Annotated in this window: 12 protein-coding genes; 2 read left to right on the forward strand and 10 right to left on the reverse strand. The window is 56.3% G+C overall.

Annotated features, from left to right (window positions below):
- Positions 1-72 precede the first annotated feature (72 nt).
- The 4 genes from purH to dnaN all read right to left on the reverse strand — a co-directional run bounded on the left by purH (position 73) and on the right by dnaN (position 4229).
- Positions 73-1635 (reverse strand): bifunctional phosphoribosylaminoimidazolecarboxamide formyltransferase/IMP cyclohydrolase, encoded by a 1563-nt coding sequence (gene purH, locus RSSM_RS15065; protein ID WP_008680318.1) that lies wholly within the window; start codon positions 1633-1635, stop codon positions 73-75.
- Between the two features lie 93 nt (positions 1636-1728).
- Positions 1729-2499 (reverse strand): imidazole glycerol phosphate synthase subunit HisF, encoded by a 771-nt coding sequence (gene hisF / locus RSSM_RS15070; RefSeq protein ID WP_008680320.1) that lies wholly within the window; start codon positions 2497-2499, stop codon positions 1729-1731.
- A 260-nt stretch (positions 2500-2759) separates the two neighbouring features.
- Positions 2760-3101 carry a DUF721 domain-containing protein gene (locus tag RSSM_RS15075; protein WP_008680325.1) on the reverse strand — a complete coding sequence of 114 codons (342 nt, stop codon included), beginning with the start codon at positions 3099-3101 and terminating at the stop codon, positions 2760-2762.
- 9 nt (positions 3102-3110) lie between these two features.
- Positions 3111-4229: a DNA polymerase III subunit beta gene (gene dnaN / locus RSSM_RS15080; protein WP_008680327.1), complete on the reverse strand. Its 1119-nt coding sequence runs from the start codon at positions 4227-4229 to the stop codon at positions 3111-3113.
- A 466-nt stretch (positions 4230-4695) separates the two neighbouring features.
- Here dnaN and cutA point away from each other — a divergent pair, with 466 nt between their 5' ends.
- A complete protein-coding gene (gene cutA / locus RSSM_RS15085) occupies positions 4696-5052 on the forward strand; it encodes a divalent-cation tolerance protein CutA (RefSeq protein ID WP_008680329.1) in 357 nt (118 codons plus the stop codon).
- A 15-nt stretch (positions 5053-5067) separates the two neighbouring features.
- Here cutA and RSSM_RS15090 read toward each other — a convergent pair whose 3' ends face one another.
- The 5 genes from RSSM_RS15090 to RSSM_RS15110 all read right to left on the reverse strand — a co-directional run bounded on the left by RSSM_RS15090 (position 5068) and on the right by RSSM_RS15110 (position 11465).
- On the reverse strand, positions 5068-6867 hold the full coding sequence (locus RSSM_RS15090; RefSeq protein ID WP_008680331.1) for a sugar phosphorylase: 1800 nt from the start codon (positions 6865-6867) through the stop codon (positions 5068-5070).
- Positions 6864-8129, reverse strand: a complete 1266-nt coding sequence (locus RSSM_RS15095; RefSeq protein WP_008680333.1) for a glycosyltransferase family 4 protein — start codon at positions 8127-8129, stop codon at positions 6864-6866. The genes RSSM_RS15090 and RSSM_RS15095 overlap by 4 nt, the downstream gene beginning before the upstream one ends.
- Before the next feature lie 6 nt (positions 8130-8135).
- The gene (locus RSSM_RS15100; RefSeq protein ID WP_008680336.1) at positions 8136-9074 is read right to left on the reverse strand and encodes an HAD family hydrolase; all 939 of its coding nucleotides are present in this window, start codon (positions 9072-9074) and stop codon (positions 8136-8138) included.
- 165 nt (positions 9075-9239) lie between these two features.
- Entirely contained in the window at positions 9240-9716 is a 477-nt protein-coding gene (locus RSSM_RS15105) for a hypothetical protein (RefSeq protein WP_008680338.1), read from the reverse strand.
- Between the two features lie 180 nt (positions 9717-9896).
- Positions 9897-11465: a cryptochrome/DNA photolyase family protein gene (locus tag RSSM_RS15110; protein ID WP_008680340.1), complete on the reverse strand. Its 1569-nt coding sequence runs from the start codon at positions 11463-11465 to the stop codon at positions 9897-9899.
- A gap of 424 nt (positions 11466-11889) precedes the next feature.
- On the opposite strand from RSSM_RS15110, the gene RSSM_RS15115 reads away from it, so the two are divergent.
- Positions 11890-14985: a DUF7133 domain-containing protein gene (locus tag RSSM_RS15115; protein ID WP_008680343.1), complete on the forward strand. Its 3096-nt coding sequence runs from the start codon at positions 11890-11892 to the stop codon at positions 14983-14985.
- Between the two features lie 83 nt (positions 14986-15068).
- Here RSSM_RS15115 and RSSM_RS15120 read toward each other — a convergent pair.
- A partial coding sequence (locus RSSM_RS15120; RefSeq protein WP_044302623.1) for a response regulator occupies positions 15069-15373 on the reverse strand: 305 nt, incomplete at its 5' end.

The following is a 15373-nucleotide window of genomic DNA, read 5'->3' on the forward strand; positions in this document are numbered from 1 at the left end:
AGCCGTGTGTAACGACACGGTGTGAGTTACAAGAACGCGAGCGAGAGATCAATCGAACCTAGGATTTCAATCCTAGTGCTTGAAGTGGCGACGGCCGGTGAAGACCATCGGGATCTCGTATTCATCGCAGGCAGCGATCACTTCATCGTCACGGCGAGAACCACCGGGTTGAATGATCGCAACCACGCCGGCTTTGGCGGCCGCTTCGATCGAATCGGGGAAGGGGAAGAACGCGTCGCTGGCGAGGATGGACCCATCGCTGCGATCACCGGCCTTGTCGATCGCGATCTCAACGCTGTCAACTCGACTCATTTGTCCCGCACCGACGCCGATCAGTGAAGTGTCTTTGGCGAGCACGATGGCGTTGCTCTTCACGTGCCGCACCATCTCCCATCCGAACGAGATATCGTCCCACAGTTCGTCATCGACGGGTGTCTTCGTGACGGTCTTCCATTGCAATGAAGAACTCGACATCCGGTCAGCATCCTGAACCAACATACCACCGCTGATGAACCGGCGAGCAACCTTCGGAGCGTCTCCATCAAGACGTCCGACTTGCATCAGACGCACGTTGTCTTTCCAACGAGGCCGAGTCGTTAGCAGTCCTACCGCGCTGGCTTCAAAATCCGGCGCTACGATAGCTTCGATAAACAAACCTGGTTCGCACAGTAGTTCGGCGGTAGCCACATCGACGGTGCGGTTCATTCCCACCACGCTGCCGAACGCACTGAGGGGGTCGCCGGCCATCGCTCCCGATACGGCATCCGCCAACGTCTTGGATGTCGCGGCACCGCACGGGTTATTGTGCTTGATCACCGAAGCTGCTGGGTCGGCAAAACCTCGTACGATATCGAGTGCAGCATCGAGGTCGAGCAGGTTGTTGTAGGAGAGTTCCTTGCCGCTGATTTGGCGAGCCGAAACGAGGTTGGCCGATCGATCGCTGTGATCGCTGTAGAGTGCCGCCCGTTGGTGCGGGTTTTCGCCATAGCGGAGCTGCGTCTTGCGTCGCAGGGTGACGTTCATCGTTTGCGGGAATTCACCGCCGACGGACTCGCCTTGCAAGTAGTCCGCGATCGCCCGATCGTAGGTTGCGGTGTGGTCGAACGCTTCGGCGGCGAGTTGTCGGCGCAGTTCCGAAGTGGTTCCGCCGACGCTCTGCAGTTGCTCGATAATCTCGCTGTATTGTTCGGGGCTGGTCGCGATCGCGACGTCGTTTTGGTTTTTCGCAGCCGCTCGCACGAGACTCGGCCCACCGATATCGATTTGCTCGATGCATTCTTCACGAGTTACACCCGACCGGCTCGCGGTGGCGGCGAACGGGTAGAGATTCACGACGACGAGGTCGAACGGTTCGATATCGTGCTCGGCGATTGTGTCGAGGTGGTCTTCGCGATCGCGGCGGGCGAGAATCCCGGCAAAGATCCGCGGATGCAACGTTTTGACACGTCCATCGAGCATTTCGGGGAAACCGGTGTAATCGGCGACGTCTTCGACATCGATACCCGACTTCTCGAGGTGGGACCGCGTGCCGCCGGTGCTGTAGATCGTCACCCCAGCAGCCCGCAAACCTGCAGCCAGATCGGTCAGCCCCATCTTGTCACTGACACTAATCAACGCATTACGAACCGGAACCACATCTGACACGAGCAATCACTTCGGGTGAGGGAAAACGCCTTCGGGGAAAGTTTGACCGACATGTTCCTTGCCATCGTGGTTTTGGTCAAGGAGTTAAGGCAGCCGGACAGGGATTCCCATCTCCCGCATCCGGCGTTTGGTCTCGTCGATCGAATAGGTGCCGAAATGAAAAATGCTGGCCGCGAGTGCCGCATCGGCTTTTCCGTCGCGGATCGCCTCGCCCAGGTGGTCCGGGTTGCCCGCCCCGCCGCTAGCGACGACCGGGATCGACACGGCCTCGCTGACCGCGCGGGTGATCTCGATGTCGTACCCGTCACAGGTTCCGTCCGCGTCCATGCTGGTCAGGACTATCTCGCCGGCACCGAGCTGTTCCACTTTCTTGGCCCATTCAACGGCCTGCAACCCGGTCGGTTTGCGTCCACCGTTGATGTGCACCTCCCAGAATTCCTCGCCGTCACGCTGCACCCTCTTGGGATCGATGTTGACGACGATGCACTGGCATCCGAAACGGTCGGCGGCGCGGCTGACGAAGTCCGGATCGGTGACCGCGGATGAGTTGATGGATACTTTGTCGCATCCCGCCGACAACAACGCCCGAACGTCGTCGATCGTCCGCACACCTCCGCCAACGGTCAGGGGCATGAACACCTGCTCGGCCGTCCGCCGGACCACGTCGAGCAGGATGTCGCGTTCTTCGTGGCTGGCGGTAATGTCCAAAAACACCAATTCGTCAGCCCCTTCGGCTTCGTACCGACGAGCGACTTCGACCGGGTCACCCGCGTCTCGAAGATTGACGAAATTGGTCCCTTTGACGACGCGACCGCCATGAACGTCCAAACAAGGAATGATGCGGGCTGCGAGCATGGCTTGGTAAAAGGGGAGGGCAGTAGGAGTTGATGGCGGTGATAACGCGGTAATAACAAAGGGCAGGGGGAACCGATCGTCGCCGAACCGATTGCCGCGAGAACCGTGCGATCCGGCGCCCGATCAACTCAGCCACCGATTCGGTTAGCCGGTTCGTTCCGCATGCGGAAACACCGTTTTGCGAAGAGACAAACCGGACGTGCCGGTGTCAATGTAGTCACGTGGATCGATCCGGGAAACACGCGACCGGGCACGCTGACTTAACCGCCCGATTTATTCCCGCCGAGTTTGAACCGAATATCGGTGATCTTGGCCTGAGGATGATCCTTGGAGAGCGTTTTCAGAATGCGGCGTTTTTGAAACGTCAACTCCTGCATGACCACGCTATCGACCGCATAGACCTGCAGGACGCCCCGGCTGAGCTTGCCCACCATGATGCTGTCGGCGAGAGCCGGCCCGACGCTCTTGGCGATCGATTCGGTCATCGCGTTGTCGGTTGCGACACTCGCGTAGCCCCGCCGGCTCATCAATTCCGAGATGAGGGTTCCGATCCGACGAGTACTTTTGCCCCGTTCGTCTTCCTGGTTTGGGACTTTTTTCAATTCCGGTCCTTATCGGTCGCGGGCCATCGGCATGATCACGTAAGCATAGCCGTCGTCGGTGTTCAGCAGGGCAGGGGATTTCGAACTTTCGATCTCCATCACAAACGACACCTCCGAATCCATCACCTTGCAGAAGTCCGCCAGGTAGCGGTGATCCATCGTCAGGGTGATCGGTTCTCCGTCGTAGGTGATCGGCAGTTCGATCTGCGACTCGCCGAGATCCGCGGTCGATGCCTCCAGTTTGAGCGTCCCGTCGGCAAACGTGAAATCAACCCCACGGCTGTCGATATCCGTCACGATCGCGGCCTGACGAAGGGCGGCGAAAAGTGGTCCCACCGTCACATCTATTTTGACAGCGTCCTCTCGTTGAGGCAGCACCTGCCGCCAGTTCGGATAGCGACCTTCGACCAGCCGGCTAGAGATCACCGCCCGCGGAGTCCGGATTAACAAGTCGTTCCCGCGGGAAGCCACCTCGACCGAATCATCCTTCTCACTGAGTGCCTTCTCGATCAGAGCGATCGCCCGGGTCGGCACGATCGTGGTCATGCCGTTGGTCTGGTGGCCGCCGACCGATTCGCCGGTTCCTTCCATCCGGGCCAACCGTCGACCGTCGGTCCCGACCGCGATCACGGAGCTTTCTTCCATCTCCAAAAGAACCCCCCCGAGTGCGTATCGACTCGATTCGGAGTCGGTCGCGAAGGCGGTCCGTTTGAGCATCTCGCGAAACAACCGCGTGCTGATTTGGTGGTACTTTTCTTCGTCGAATTCTCGCACGCTGGGGAACTCATCCGGGTTGTTTCCGGGCAAGCGGAACTTGCTGCGGCTGCCCGAAATTCGGATCCCGGATTCATCGGTTTCGACGGTGATCTTCTCGTCACTGCTCTCGCGGAAAATCGCCCCGGTTCGCTGCACCGGCAGGAGCGCCGTTCCCTCGGTTTCGATCTCCACTCCCTCGGTCACGTCCAACCGGATTCCCACCTCTTGGTCCGTTGCCGAGAGCGTCAGTTTCGAACCGGCGGCGGTGATTTTGACGTTCTGCAAAATCTCTTTTGGCGACCGAGTCGGCGCGATGCTAGCGGCCAGTGCGAACGCGTTGGCAAGAGTATCTCGTTGGCAGGTGATCTTCATGAGGGAGTAATTTCGTGGGCGACGATGAGCTTTGATCGAGCGATTGTTTTACCGGGGCAGACTCACCAACGCACCCCCTCAAATTCGAAAGCTGCTCTCGGTCGGAGCGAAGCTTTGCTAGCAAGCACTGCTTGCTCCTGGAGGTCTTGCTATCAAAGAACTTAATATCTTTTACCGTCGTCGTCGTAATGTGCGGACCTTGAGTGTCGACAAACATCCACTCGCCTCAGAAAAGACTGCAAATTACGACAAATCCAGCCAATGTTCACTTGTGGATAACTTGTCTGTTGGATGTCTGTAATCTGTCGATGTTTGTCTGGTGTTTAGACAGTTCCAGACAGTGCCGGCGGGAAGTCGACGCAACCGCAGACAGAAATCGACAATAAGCAGACACTGAAAAGACGAGTTTTCCACAGGTGTTCAAGCGGCCTAGGTAAGCTGAAACGCGCTCAAAAAGGAACAAAAAATGCCCGAAAATATTCCTGCTCGGACCCCGTTGGCGATCGTTTGGACCACGGTCGCGGATCCGGATTCAGCACGACGACTCGCATCATCGATGTTGGATCGCCGGTTGGCCGCCTGCGTCCAGATCGACTCTCCGATCGAAAGTCACTATCGATGGGAAGGCCGTTTGCATGTCGATACGGAGGTGCGTCTGATCATCAAAACGACATCCGATTGGGTTCCCGAACTCATTCGCTGGCTCGGCGAAAATCACCCCTACGATGAACCTCAGATCTTGGCCACTGAGGTCACCGAAACGACGTCCGGATACGCGGCGTGGGTGGCCGCCGAAACCTCTCCACAGCCCACCGACGATTGACCCAAACGGGCTTGCTCAGACCAGCCAGCGAACCTGGTAGGGCCGCATCTCGATCGGCTCCGAGGCGAGCAATTCTTCCTCGGCCAGGATGTCCCGGTTGTACCCCTCTGGTAGCGAGGAAGAGTCGATCGATCGAGCCTGATCACCCAGGTTCGCGATCACGGTCAACGGCTTCTCACCGTCGAGTTTTCGGACCCAACCGATCAGTCCGTCGATCGGCAAGTCCAGCATGGTTTGCGATGCCGCCGGGTCAAAGGAGGGCTGCGTTCGACGCACTTCGAGTAACCGGCAATAGCCGTCCATCACCCGCCGCTGCAGCGAATCCGGACCCGACAAGGCGTCTTCGAGTTCCGACCGTTCGTACTTGTGACGGTTGATTCGGCGGTTGATCCCGGACGATTCGACGGCAGCAAAATCGCTCGGCGAACCGACCAAGGAATGGAAGTAGACGGCCGGGATGCCGCGCATCGACAGCATCACCGCCTGCGTCGCGAGGAACCGGCGGGAGTGCTCGGCGGCGGGGACTTGGCGGCGATCGGCGACCGCATCGAGGTAGGTGATATTCAGTTCGTAGGGGCTCTGGGTGCCGTCACCGAGGTCACGCATCCCGACCTTCCCGCCGGCCTCGAGCACCATCTTCGCCAGGGCATCGATCCGCTCCTGGGGCAGTAAGCCTTCGGCCGGTCGCACCCCGATGCCGTCGTGTGATGCGGTGAAATTGAAATACGTCGTATCGTCCGATGGCAGCGAGAGACTGCCCATCCACCGAGCAAGCACACCGGTGTCACCGCTGTGAATCGCGTCGAGCAGCAACGGCGGCAGACTGAACTGATACACCATATGGGCTTCGTCGTTGCCCGCGCCGAAGTAGCTGATGTTCTCCAAGTGGGGGACATTGGTTTCGGTCAGAATCACCGTCCCCGGCACGGCCCGGTCGAGCACCCAACGCATCAACTTCACCGCCGCGTGGGTTTGCGGCAAATGCATGCACGAAGTGCCGATCTCTTTCCAAAGAAACGCGATCGCGTCGAGCCGAACGATCCTGGCCCCGCGGCGAGCGTACTCGACGAGGGTTTCGATCATCGCCAACATCACGTCCGGGTTGGCGTAATTGAGGTCGACTTGGTCAGCGCTAAACGTAGTCCAAACGAATTTCTTCCCGGAATCCGATTCAAACTCCGTCAGCAGCGGCAGGCTGCGGGGACGTGTCACCCCCGAGAGATCGATTTCGGGATCCGCGGTGACGTAGAAATCGGCGAACTCCGGATCGCCAGCGAGAAATTTCTGGAACCACTCGTGTTGCTGCGACGAGTGATTAAGCACGAGGTCGTACATCAGGTCAAAGTCGCGGCCCAAATCCGCGATGTCTTCCCACGTCCCAAAATCAGCATCCACCCGCAGATAATCAGCCACTGAGAAACCGTCATCGCTCGTCGACGGGCAAAACGGCAGCAGGTGAACACACCGGATCAACTCGTTGAGCCCGTGATCGACCAGGAATCGATGCTGGGCGGCCAAGGGCGATCGGCCCGGCGACCCTTCTGAACCCGATTCGCGAACCTGGTCCGCGTAGGTGATCAGGACAACGTCGCGATGATCCCACAGTTTTCGATGCGTGGTCGACTGTGTCGGATCGTATTGGGATACCGACATCGGGTCCGCATCATCTCGATGGAACTCGCCGGCTTCCCCTGAACCACCTTCCACCAAATGCATCAATCCGTCGAACAAGGACAACGGGACGTGTCCATAAACATCCTTGATTCGACTACGCAACGATTCTGCGGTTGGTGTTTCGGTGGTCGATTCACTCACAAGTTGTCCTGTCCGGTAAAGTTGGTAACGAGGGCACGGAGCTTCCGCCGGAGCACGCCGTAGGAGAAAAATGCACGGCCGATTTCGTAGTTGAAATCCACCATTTCGTCGCGGAACGCCTGGTCACGAATGATCCGTTTGACCTTGGAAACCACGTCTTTGGTCAGGTATCCGTCCATCGAAATCACCTTGGCACCCTTGGGTTCGATGTCGGCAACGTAAATCGAGTAACGATTCACCAGCAGGGGTTTGCGGTAATAGAAGGCTTCGAGAAGCGCGTTGCCGAACCCTTCGTAGATACTCGGATAGGTGATGAAGTCAGCCTGTGAGTAGGCGTCCGCGAGGGTGTAGATCCGTTTTCCTTCGGCGTTTTTCCCGCGTTTGTCACCCACCTGTTCGTCGACCAATCGCAGGTCCACGCCGCTCTGTTCGGCCAAATCACGCAGTACCTGCAGATACTCGTTACCTTCATCGCCGCTCGCGTGCGAAATCACCAACTTGCAGCGATCGTCTTTCAACGCGGCCACCAACGAGATCGCGTGTTCGATTCCCTTGCGAGGAACCACGCGGGTCGGCTGCAGAAACAGGATGTCGTCCTCGGCCAGACCGATGTCTTTGCGGAAACAACGGGAATACTCGTCCGCTTCCGGTGGCGGGTTCTCGAAATCGAGCACGTTGGGAACGAGCACCGACGAGACACCGCGGCGGTGCGACAGGTCCTCTTGGGCGAACGAATTGATCGTGACGTTCTGAATCTGGGGCAGGGCAGGGGGGAACGCCATCCACAACATGTCGGTTACCGCGCTCACACTGAAACGGTCCCGTTCCCAGTAGAAATCGTGATGATGGGCGATCGTCGGGAACCCGGTTTCCGCGATGAAGTTCGTCAACGCGACCCCGAGCGGGATGTTCATCGGAATGCACAGCGCATTCTGAACGATCAGCAGATCGAGATGGTACCGCCGAGTGAACTCATACAGAGTCCCTTTGAGATAGTCCGCGAGCGTGTAAATCCGCTGCGTCACGTCGGGCGTCCGGGTTCGCGTGCCGAACGCCCGGCGATTGATCCACTGTATGTCGGGATGATTGAAATAGGCGTGCGGCACCACCATCGACACCGAAGGATCACGATCACTTAAACCGCTGTACCAGTGACTGACGTGTCGGTGGTCCCACAGAACCTGTGCCCACTTTGCACTTTCGAGTGACACGCCGTCGGTGCCTGCGAAGCGTGTCCCTACGAATCCAATTTGAACGCCCATCACTACTCACGATTGAGGGTTTCTTTGACCTTCACCTAAACACTCTACTAGGTGATTCCATGACGTCATCACCACATCGGATGATAAGTCCGCGCAATAGGCATGATCTTGCCTTAAACGCAGGCTGTGGGCATCACCCGCGAATAATGCCGTCTTCAATCCGGCATTTTTTGCCGCATATACGTCATTGAGCATATCGTTGCCGACGTACACTGCCTGTTCCGGCGCGATGTTGCGCCTCGCCAACTCACCCACGAGCCGGTCAAACATCAGCGGTCCCGGTTTCGATGCTCGGTAGCGATTCGAAAAGAAGCAGAGGTTCAAATCGAAGCGCGATTCGAGTGACCCGCCGATCAAATCTTCCACCAGCGGAATCGTGTAAACCTGAGCGTTGCTCACGATCCCTAGCTTGAAACCACGGGCGTGGAGATCGGCAAGAGCCTTCGTCGCCCCCGGCATCGGCCACGTCGGATTGGTCACCGATTCGACACGAGCAGCAATCTCACAGACCAAACGCGGATCCGCAGCGACATCTACTCGGTCTGACGCGATCCATTCCGCCCGCCAGATGTCCAATATTTCCACTTCCGGTCGTGGATTGGTGTCCATCAAACGGGCTTGGTTGACTCGTTCGATCCGCGCCCGAATAGCATCCATTGTCGGCAGACGTTGCAGATCACTGACGCCCGCTGCTGCTGCGGCTTGTTGAACCGGATCAACGTTAGACTCAGTCGCCTGATCATGGTTTTGGCGTTTGTCTTCCGCCGTGCCGACCTCGCCACTGCCGCTGATTACCAGTGTCCCATAGACGTCCAACACCACGACCTGCACGTCCTGAAGTGACGCCAAACGTCGCTGGAGACTGGTCGCGATCGGGTCGAGTTCACGACGTGACGTGATGACCGGAGAGAGACAATTGGGAATATCGCGAGACGAGTCAGACATGGAATCACAACCAGAGAAATGGAAATCGGCTGTGATGTTATACACGTCTTTTGATCGCCGCTGGCACGTGGTTGCCAAGCCGGATTCTATGCCGATAGCCCCGGTCGGAGATCAACCAGGGCTATTGCGATCGGTTCGTTCCCGAACCCGGTGAAAAGTGGGTTCCTACGGAGTGTCGGGAGCCGCGTCGTGTTTCGGAAGAGCGGTGAGATCCGGTTTGGCCATTTTTTCACCATCGGACGATTCAGGAATCGGAGGCATTTCGGCCGGTTTCGGGAATGCCGACTCAGGAATTTCCTCCAACTTTTCCTTACGGTCCTCTTGCTTCAGCATCGAGTAACCACCTTCCTGAATGTCATAACGACCCCAATACACTCGGCGAACCGGATTGTAGTAGTAGACATAACGTGGACGCGATGGATAGTGGACCGCGTAGTGGTAGTGATACCGAGTGGTGACCGTGCTGACGACGGGATGATAGGTGTATCGGCTGTAGTAGTACGAGCTAGTAGGTTTGTAGCTCCACGATGAATAGCGTTGTCGGTAGTAGCCACCGGCCTCGGCACTTTCGGGCGTGATGAAGCAGGACAGAGTGGCTCCGATGAAGGCAAGGCCGAGCAAGCGACGTGTGAAACGGTGCATGTTGGATTCCGGTGCGAAAGGGTCTCGGGTTTTGGATGGCAGCGACTTTGCTGTTAACGAGGAAATGCAGACGCCTCGATGAGACCGGTCATCAAAAGTCTCAAAAAACGAGAAATCCCCATTTTGGGAGAGTTGATTCTGCCTAGGGAGGGGAGTGTTCGCAACGTTTTTGCCTCGAAATCACCCCAATTTCCCGCCTTTTTCGCTGAATCGCTCGAGGTATTCGCCCAATCGAAGTTTCTTCCGCGTGCTGTCGCTGGTCATGTAGCGAACTTTGCCAAAGACCGGTCGCTGCGGTCCCCAGGCTCGATCGGTTCTCCCCAGCACCCACAAAATCCCGCAGTACGAATTGGGATCCCGTCCATCGAGACCGTACTTGTTGTTGAGGTGGATCATCACATCGAGAGCCTCCTGAGCTGACCGCGTCCAGTGAAAGATTTTCTTTCCCCAGAGCATCCGCATGTAGTTGTGCATCATTCCTGTCTGCACAATTTCCCGCTGCGCCGCATTCCATAACTCGTCGTGCGTCTTCGCATTCTCAAACTCTTCGAGACTATAAAGATAAGGACGTTCGTCATCCGAAGTTTCTTCTAACGACTTCTTTGCCCAATCAGGTAGCGAATCGAGTTTGTCATAAGTATTGGGATTCTTATAAGACCAATTAAAACCAATCTCACGCCATGTAAGAACTTGATCTAGGAAGCCCTCGGCCGGTTCGCTTACGTTCCAAAATCCGTGGTTCTTTCCATTGGGTGCCGATGCATCCTCAGGCGACCAATCTTCTTTCTCGAGCACCCGGAGTACCATCTCGTGCGCCGAAATGTGACCGAAATGCAGATGGGGGCTGAGTCCGGTGGTTGCGTGTTCATCAGGATGATTGCGGTCATCATCATAGTGAACCAACTTCTTATCAAGAAACTCGGTCATGCGACGTGTCGCTTCGACACTGCCACCCGGACAAACAGGGGAGGGCACCACGTCATGATCAATCGGGATCTTGGAGATGCCGTTTCTCTCCAAGAGGTTATCAAAATCCGCCACCGGCCATCGGTCGAGAATTGCCTTGGGAACCAAATTCGATACGAGAAGGTCCTCGGAAGGAACAATCTTTTTTGATTCGGCTGTTTTCGATTTGGCTGTTTTTGATTCGACTGGGGCAGGGCAGGGCAATGCGGGGCAGGGCAGGGGAGACGCTTTCGGAGATCGTGACAGCGCGTCGAGAATGTTCTTCTGCATGTAGCGACGATAGCTGTGAGCCACCGTGTAGGTTTTTTCAGCGCTACGAAGTGGCAAGACGCTATTGCCGTCAACGAGTTCGAGTCGAGCCGGAATGCGATCCTTCACCGCCTCGATCATGGTCGGCAAAAAGAAACACGGATATTCATCCGTGACAACCGTGCAGGAACGTTTGGCCAAACGATGTAGCAATGGGGATCCTTTGCCAGGTTTCGGCTCGACGTAGGGATAGTAGGCGATACCGAATTTCTCAGCCGCATTGGCGTTGTCACGCATCCCTTCGATGATGAAGCGATGGATACGATCGCTCGCCCATTGATAGCGAACCCGTAATGGTTCGAAAACCAAAAGAGGACGCTCAAACTCGATCGCTCGTGCGATCGCGTACTCCAGAGCGATGTTGTAGTTCAAACGCCGCTGAGCAATCATCCAGTACAAGACATAATCACCGTCCGATCGCAGCGGATGGTCATTCGCCGAAGTAAGCCGATTTTGAAGAAGTTCGTCGAGCATCGAGAGCAGGCTTTACTTTTGAGGGCGTTCCGCGTCTCGATGTTTCGCTTGTCGAAACGAAAGAGGCGGGCGATCGAGAAAAGATGGTCTGGTACCGCCGAGTCAGATAATTTTGCGGTCCGGTGTTAAGATAGCGACCCGGCGAGTCATTGAGAAACTGCGTCTTTGTTTCACGACGACAGACGTTTTCATGAAGACAGCCGTCTGCCGATTCGGACGTCATTCGACAGAGCGTCGCTTTCCTACCGTGCCGTGGCGGTGTTTCCTTTCGACACCCGCGGGACCGAACCCCACCCCACCCCTTCCCCACACAATGTTCATGACTTCACGGTTGAATTCCCGGTCTCTGATTCCTTGGTGTCTGATTCCTTGGTGTCTGAATTCCCGGACTCGATGCCTCGTTGTATCGTTCAGAATCCTTTCGATGGGAATCCTCCTATCGTATGGCAACGCGGCGGAAATCGATGCCAGTTCGAAGGCTCCGCCACTTTCTCCTGAAGAATCAATCGCCACGATGCAGGTGCAGCCTGGATACTCCGTGGTTCCGGTTCTAACCGAACCTCACGTGGAAGAACCATCGGTCGTCGTGTGGGACGGCAACGGAAGAATGTATGTCGTCGAAATGCGAACCTACATGCAAGACATCGATGGCAGGAACCAGCTCGCTCCGAAGAGTCGCGTTTCTCGGCATGAAGACACCGATGGCGATGGTGTCTACGACAAACACACGGTCTTCGCCGACAACCTCGTCCTTCCGCGAATGATCTTACCGCTGTTGGACAGCGTAGTGATTGGAGAAACCAACACGCTCGATCTCAAGAGTTATCGAGATACTGATGACGATGGCGTCGCTGATGAGATCGAATTGTGGCACGAAGGCGGACCGCGTGGGGGCAACCTGGAGCATCAACCGAGCGGACTGGTTTGGAATATCGATAACTGGATCTACACCACCTACACCGGCTATCGGTTGCGGTTCACCAACCAAAAGGTGAAGGCGCAGCCGCTGCATTACAACACCGGTCAGTGGGGTCTGACTCACGATGACGTGGGGCGCATGTATTACTCCACCGCAGGAGGAGAAAACCCAGCGTACGCGTTTCAACAGCCGATTATTTATGGACAAATCAGCCTGTCGGGCGAGCAGGTGGACGGTTTTCGCGAGGTCTTCCCGATCGACAATGTTCCGGATGTCCAGGGCGGGCCGAAACGCATCCGCGACGATAACACTCTGACACAATTCACCGGCGGCGGTGGGCAGTCTGTCTATCGCGGTGACGCGATGCCCAGCGATTTCGATGGGGATCTCATCATCTGTGAACCGGTGGGACGTCTTATTCGACGAGCCAACGTCACGGACGATCGGGGACGGATCACTCTCGCCAACGAATATGACGGATCCGAATTCATCGCCGCGACAGACCCCAACTTTCGACCGGTCAACAGTGCGACCGGGCCAGACGGTTGCCTTTATATCGTCGACATGTATCGCGGAATCATCCAAGAGGGCAATTGGGTACGAAAGGGTTCTTATTTGCGAAAGGTCGTTGAAGATTACGAACTCGACAGAAACATCGGTCGCGGACGAATCTACCGGATCGAACATGAAACGACCCGTCGCGGACCGCAACCTCGCATGCTCGATGAAACGCCGCATGAGTTGCTGCGGCACCTATCTCATCCAAACGGATGGTGGCGCAGTGAAGCGCAGAAGCTGATCATTCTTCACGCAGACCGGAGCGTCGTGCCGCAATTGGAGCGACTCACCAAGGAAGCAGAGAACGCGTTGGCGCGGCTGCATGCGTTGTGGACTCTCGAAGGTCTCGACGCGATTTCAAAACGGCATCTGATTGAATTGATGGCCGATCCGGATCCTCGCGTACGTGCCGCAGCAATCCGCATTTCCGAGCCATATCTGTCTACCGACGATCAATTCGATCCAATGGTCAAACATCTCGGAGAGGATGAGTCTCCCGCGGTCGTGATTCAGACCTTACTGTCGGTGAATCACGGTGGGCATCCCAACGCCAAATCAATCACGAACTGGATCGTGGACGCGAACCGCGACAATCCCAATGTCGAGTCGATTGCGAAACAATATCGTTCGAATATTGCCTCGATTCTCGCCGAGCGGAAGAAGTTTGCTCAGCTGCAAAGCCGCAACAAAGCGCTCGCTGATTCCGTCGTTCGGGGCAAGACAATCTATTCGACACTGTGCATCACCTGCCATGGTGAAAACGGTAAGGGGCACCCGGCACCTCAAGGCGGCGATCTCCATTTGGCTCCGCCGCTGGCAGGATCACCCCGTGTTCGTGGCCACAAAGCCCGTTTGGTCAGAATTCTGTTGCAAGGTTTGATCGGACCGATTGAAAACAAAAACTACGCCGACGGATTGATGATGCCGCTCGCAACCAACTCGGATGAGTGGATCGCCGACGTAGCGAATTATGTGCGAAACAGTTGGGGGAATCAGGCATCCAGGATTCGACCAACCGATATTCGCCGCATACGTAACGAATCGGCGTCTCGGATCGGTCCCTGGACGCTAGAGGATCTCGCTTACTTCGATCCGCCGGCGATGAGCAATCGGTCAGAATGGAAACTCAATTCCAATGTGAACAAAGCCAACGTCGTCAAAGCCATCGATAGCGATCTGTCGACACGTTGGGACACCGCGTCTTATCAGGTGCCGGGCCAGTGGTTGGAGATCGAACTGCCTGAACCGGTGACGCCCACGACATTGGTGCTCGATACGAAACGCTCCAAGGGTGACTATCCACGTGGGTACGACGTGGAGGTATCCGAAGATGGCAAAACGTGGAGTGAACCCGTTGCCCAGGGGTACGGCGATGGTCCCGTGACGAATATTGAATTGGATACGGACGGTTCGGTTCGATATTTGAGGATCACGCAGGTAGGTGCCGCGAAACGCAACTACTGGTCGATCCACGACATGCAGTTGCACGCGATTCCACAGGACTCCAAACCTCCAGTATCCATGGCAGAGTCGCTCGCGAAGGTTGATTCGAAGACGCTCGCCGAGCAAGCCCGACACGAAGGAAACCCTCAGCGGGGTGCCGCTTTGTTCTATGGTGCGACTATCTCGTGTGCAAAATGCCATGACCCGGAGAGTGGTCCGAGACTCGGACCAGATCTATCGGTCAAGCGTGAAGGTATCACTGATCAAACACTGGTCGACGCGATCTTGGATCCGTCCAAAGAGATCCACCAGGACTTTCAACAGGTATCAGTGATCACTGCCGATGGGTTGGTGTTGACCGGGTTTCCTGTTCGTGAAAACGATGATGAGATGGTGATTCGTGAACCGGCCGGCGGAAAAGAAATCGTCATCGCTCAAGATGATATTGATGACGTTTTTCCGATGAAGGTATCGGCGATGCCAGCAGGCCTCGTCAATCAGCTCACCGATGCCTCGCAGTTCTCCGATCTGATCCGGTTCCTCATCGAAATCCAGAATGGTGGTGCCGAGGCACTGACTCGCCTGAAAGCAAATCGCTGAGGCGATTTGCCGATCGATATTCGATGCAGAGAACGCCGAGTCGATGTTGGTTGGTGGAGATCACGTGGAAACGCCCGTGACGATTAGTTCTTCGCAGTTTTTGCCTGCGATTTGCTGGACAAGGTCGGTTCCATCTTCTGGTACAACTCGTGAGATTGAATCGGTTTGGTGAGGTACCCATCCATTCCGGCCTGCAGACATTTTTCGCGATCGCCTTTCATCGCATTGGCGGTCATCGCGAGAATCCGGATGTGTCCTCCTTTGGACTGTTCACGTTTGCGAATTTCGCGGGTTGCGGTCAGACCGTCCATCACCGGCATCTGCACATCCATCAAAACTAAGTCAAACCTGGCGGAGTCACTTGCGAACAAAACATCGAGGGCTTCTT

The sequence above is a fragment of the Aporhodopirellula sallentina SM41 genome (assembly GCF_000346505.1).
Lineage (GTDB): Bacteria > Planctomycetota > Planctomycetia > Pirellulales > Pirellulaceae > Rhodopirellula > Rhodopirellula sallentina.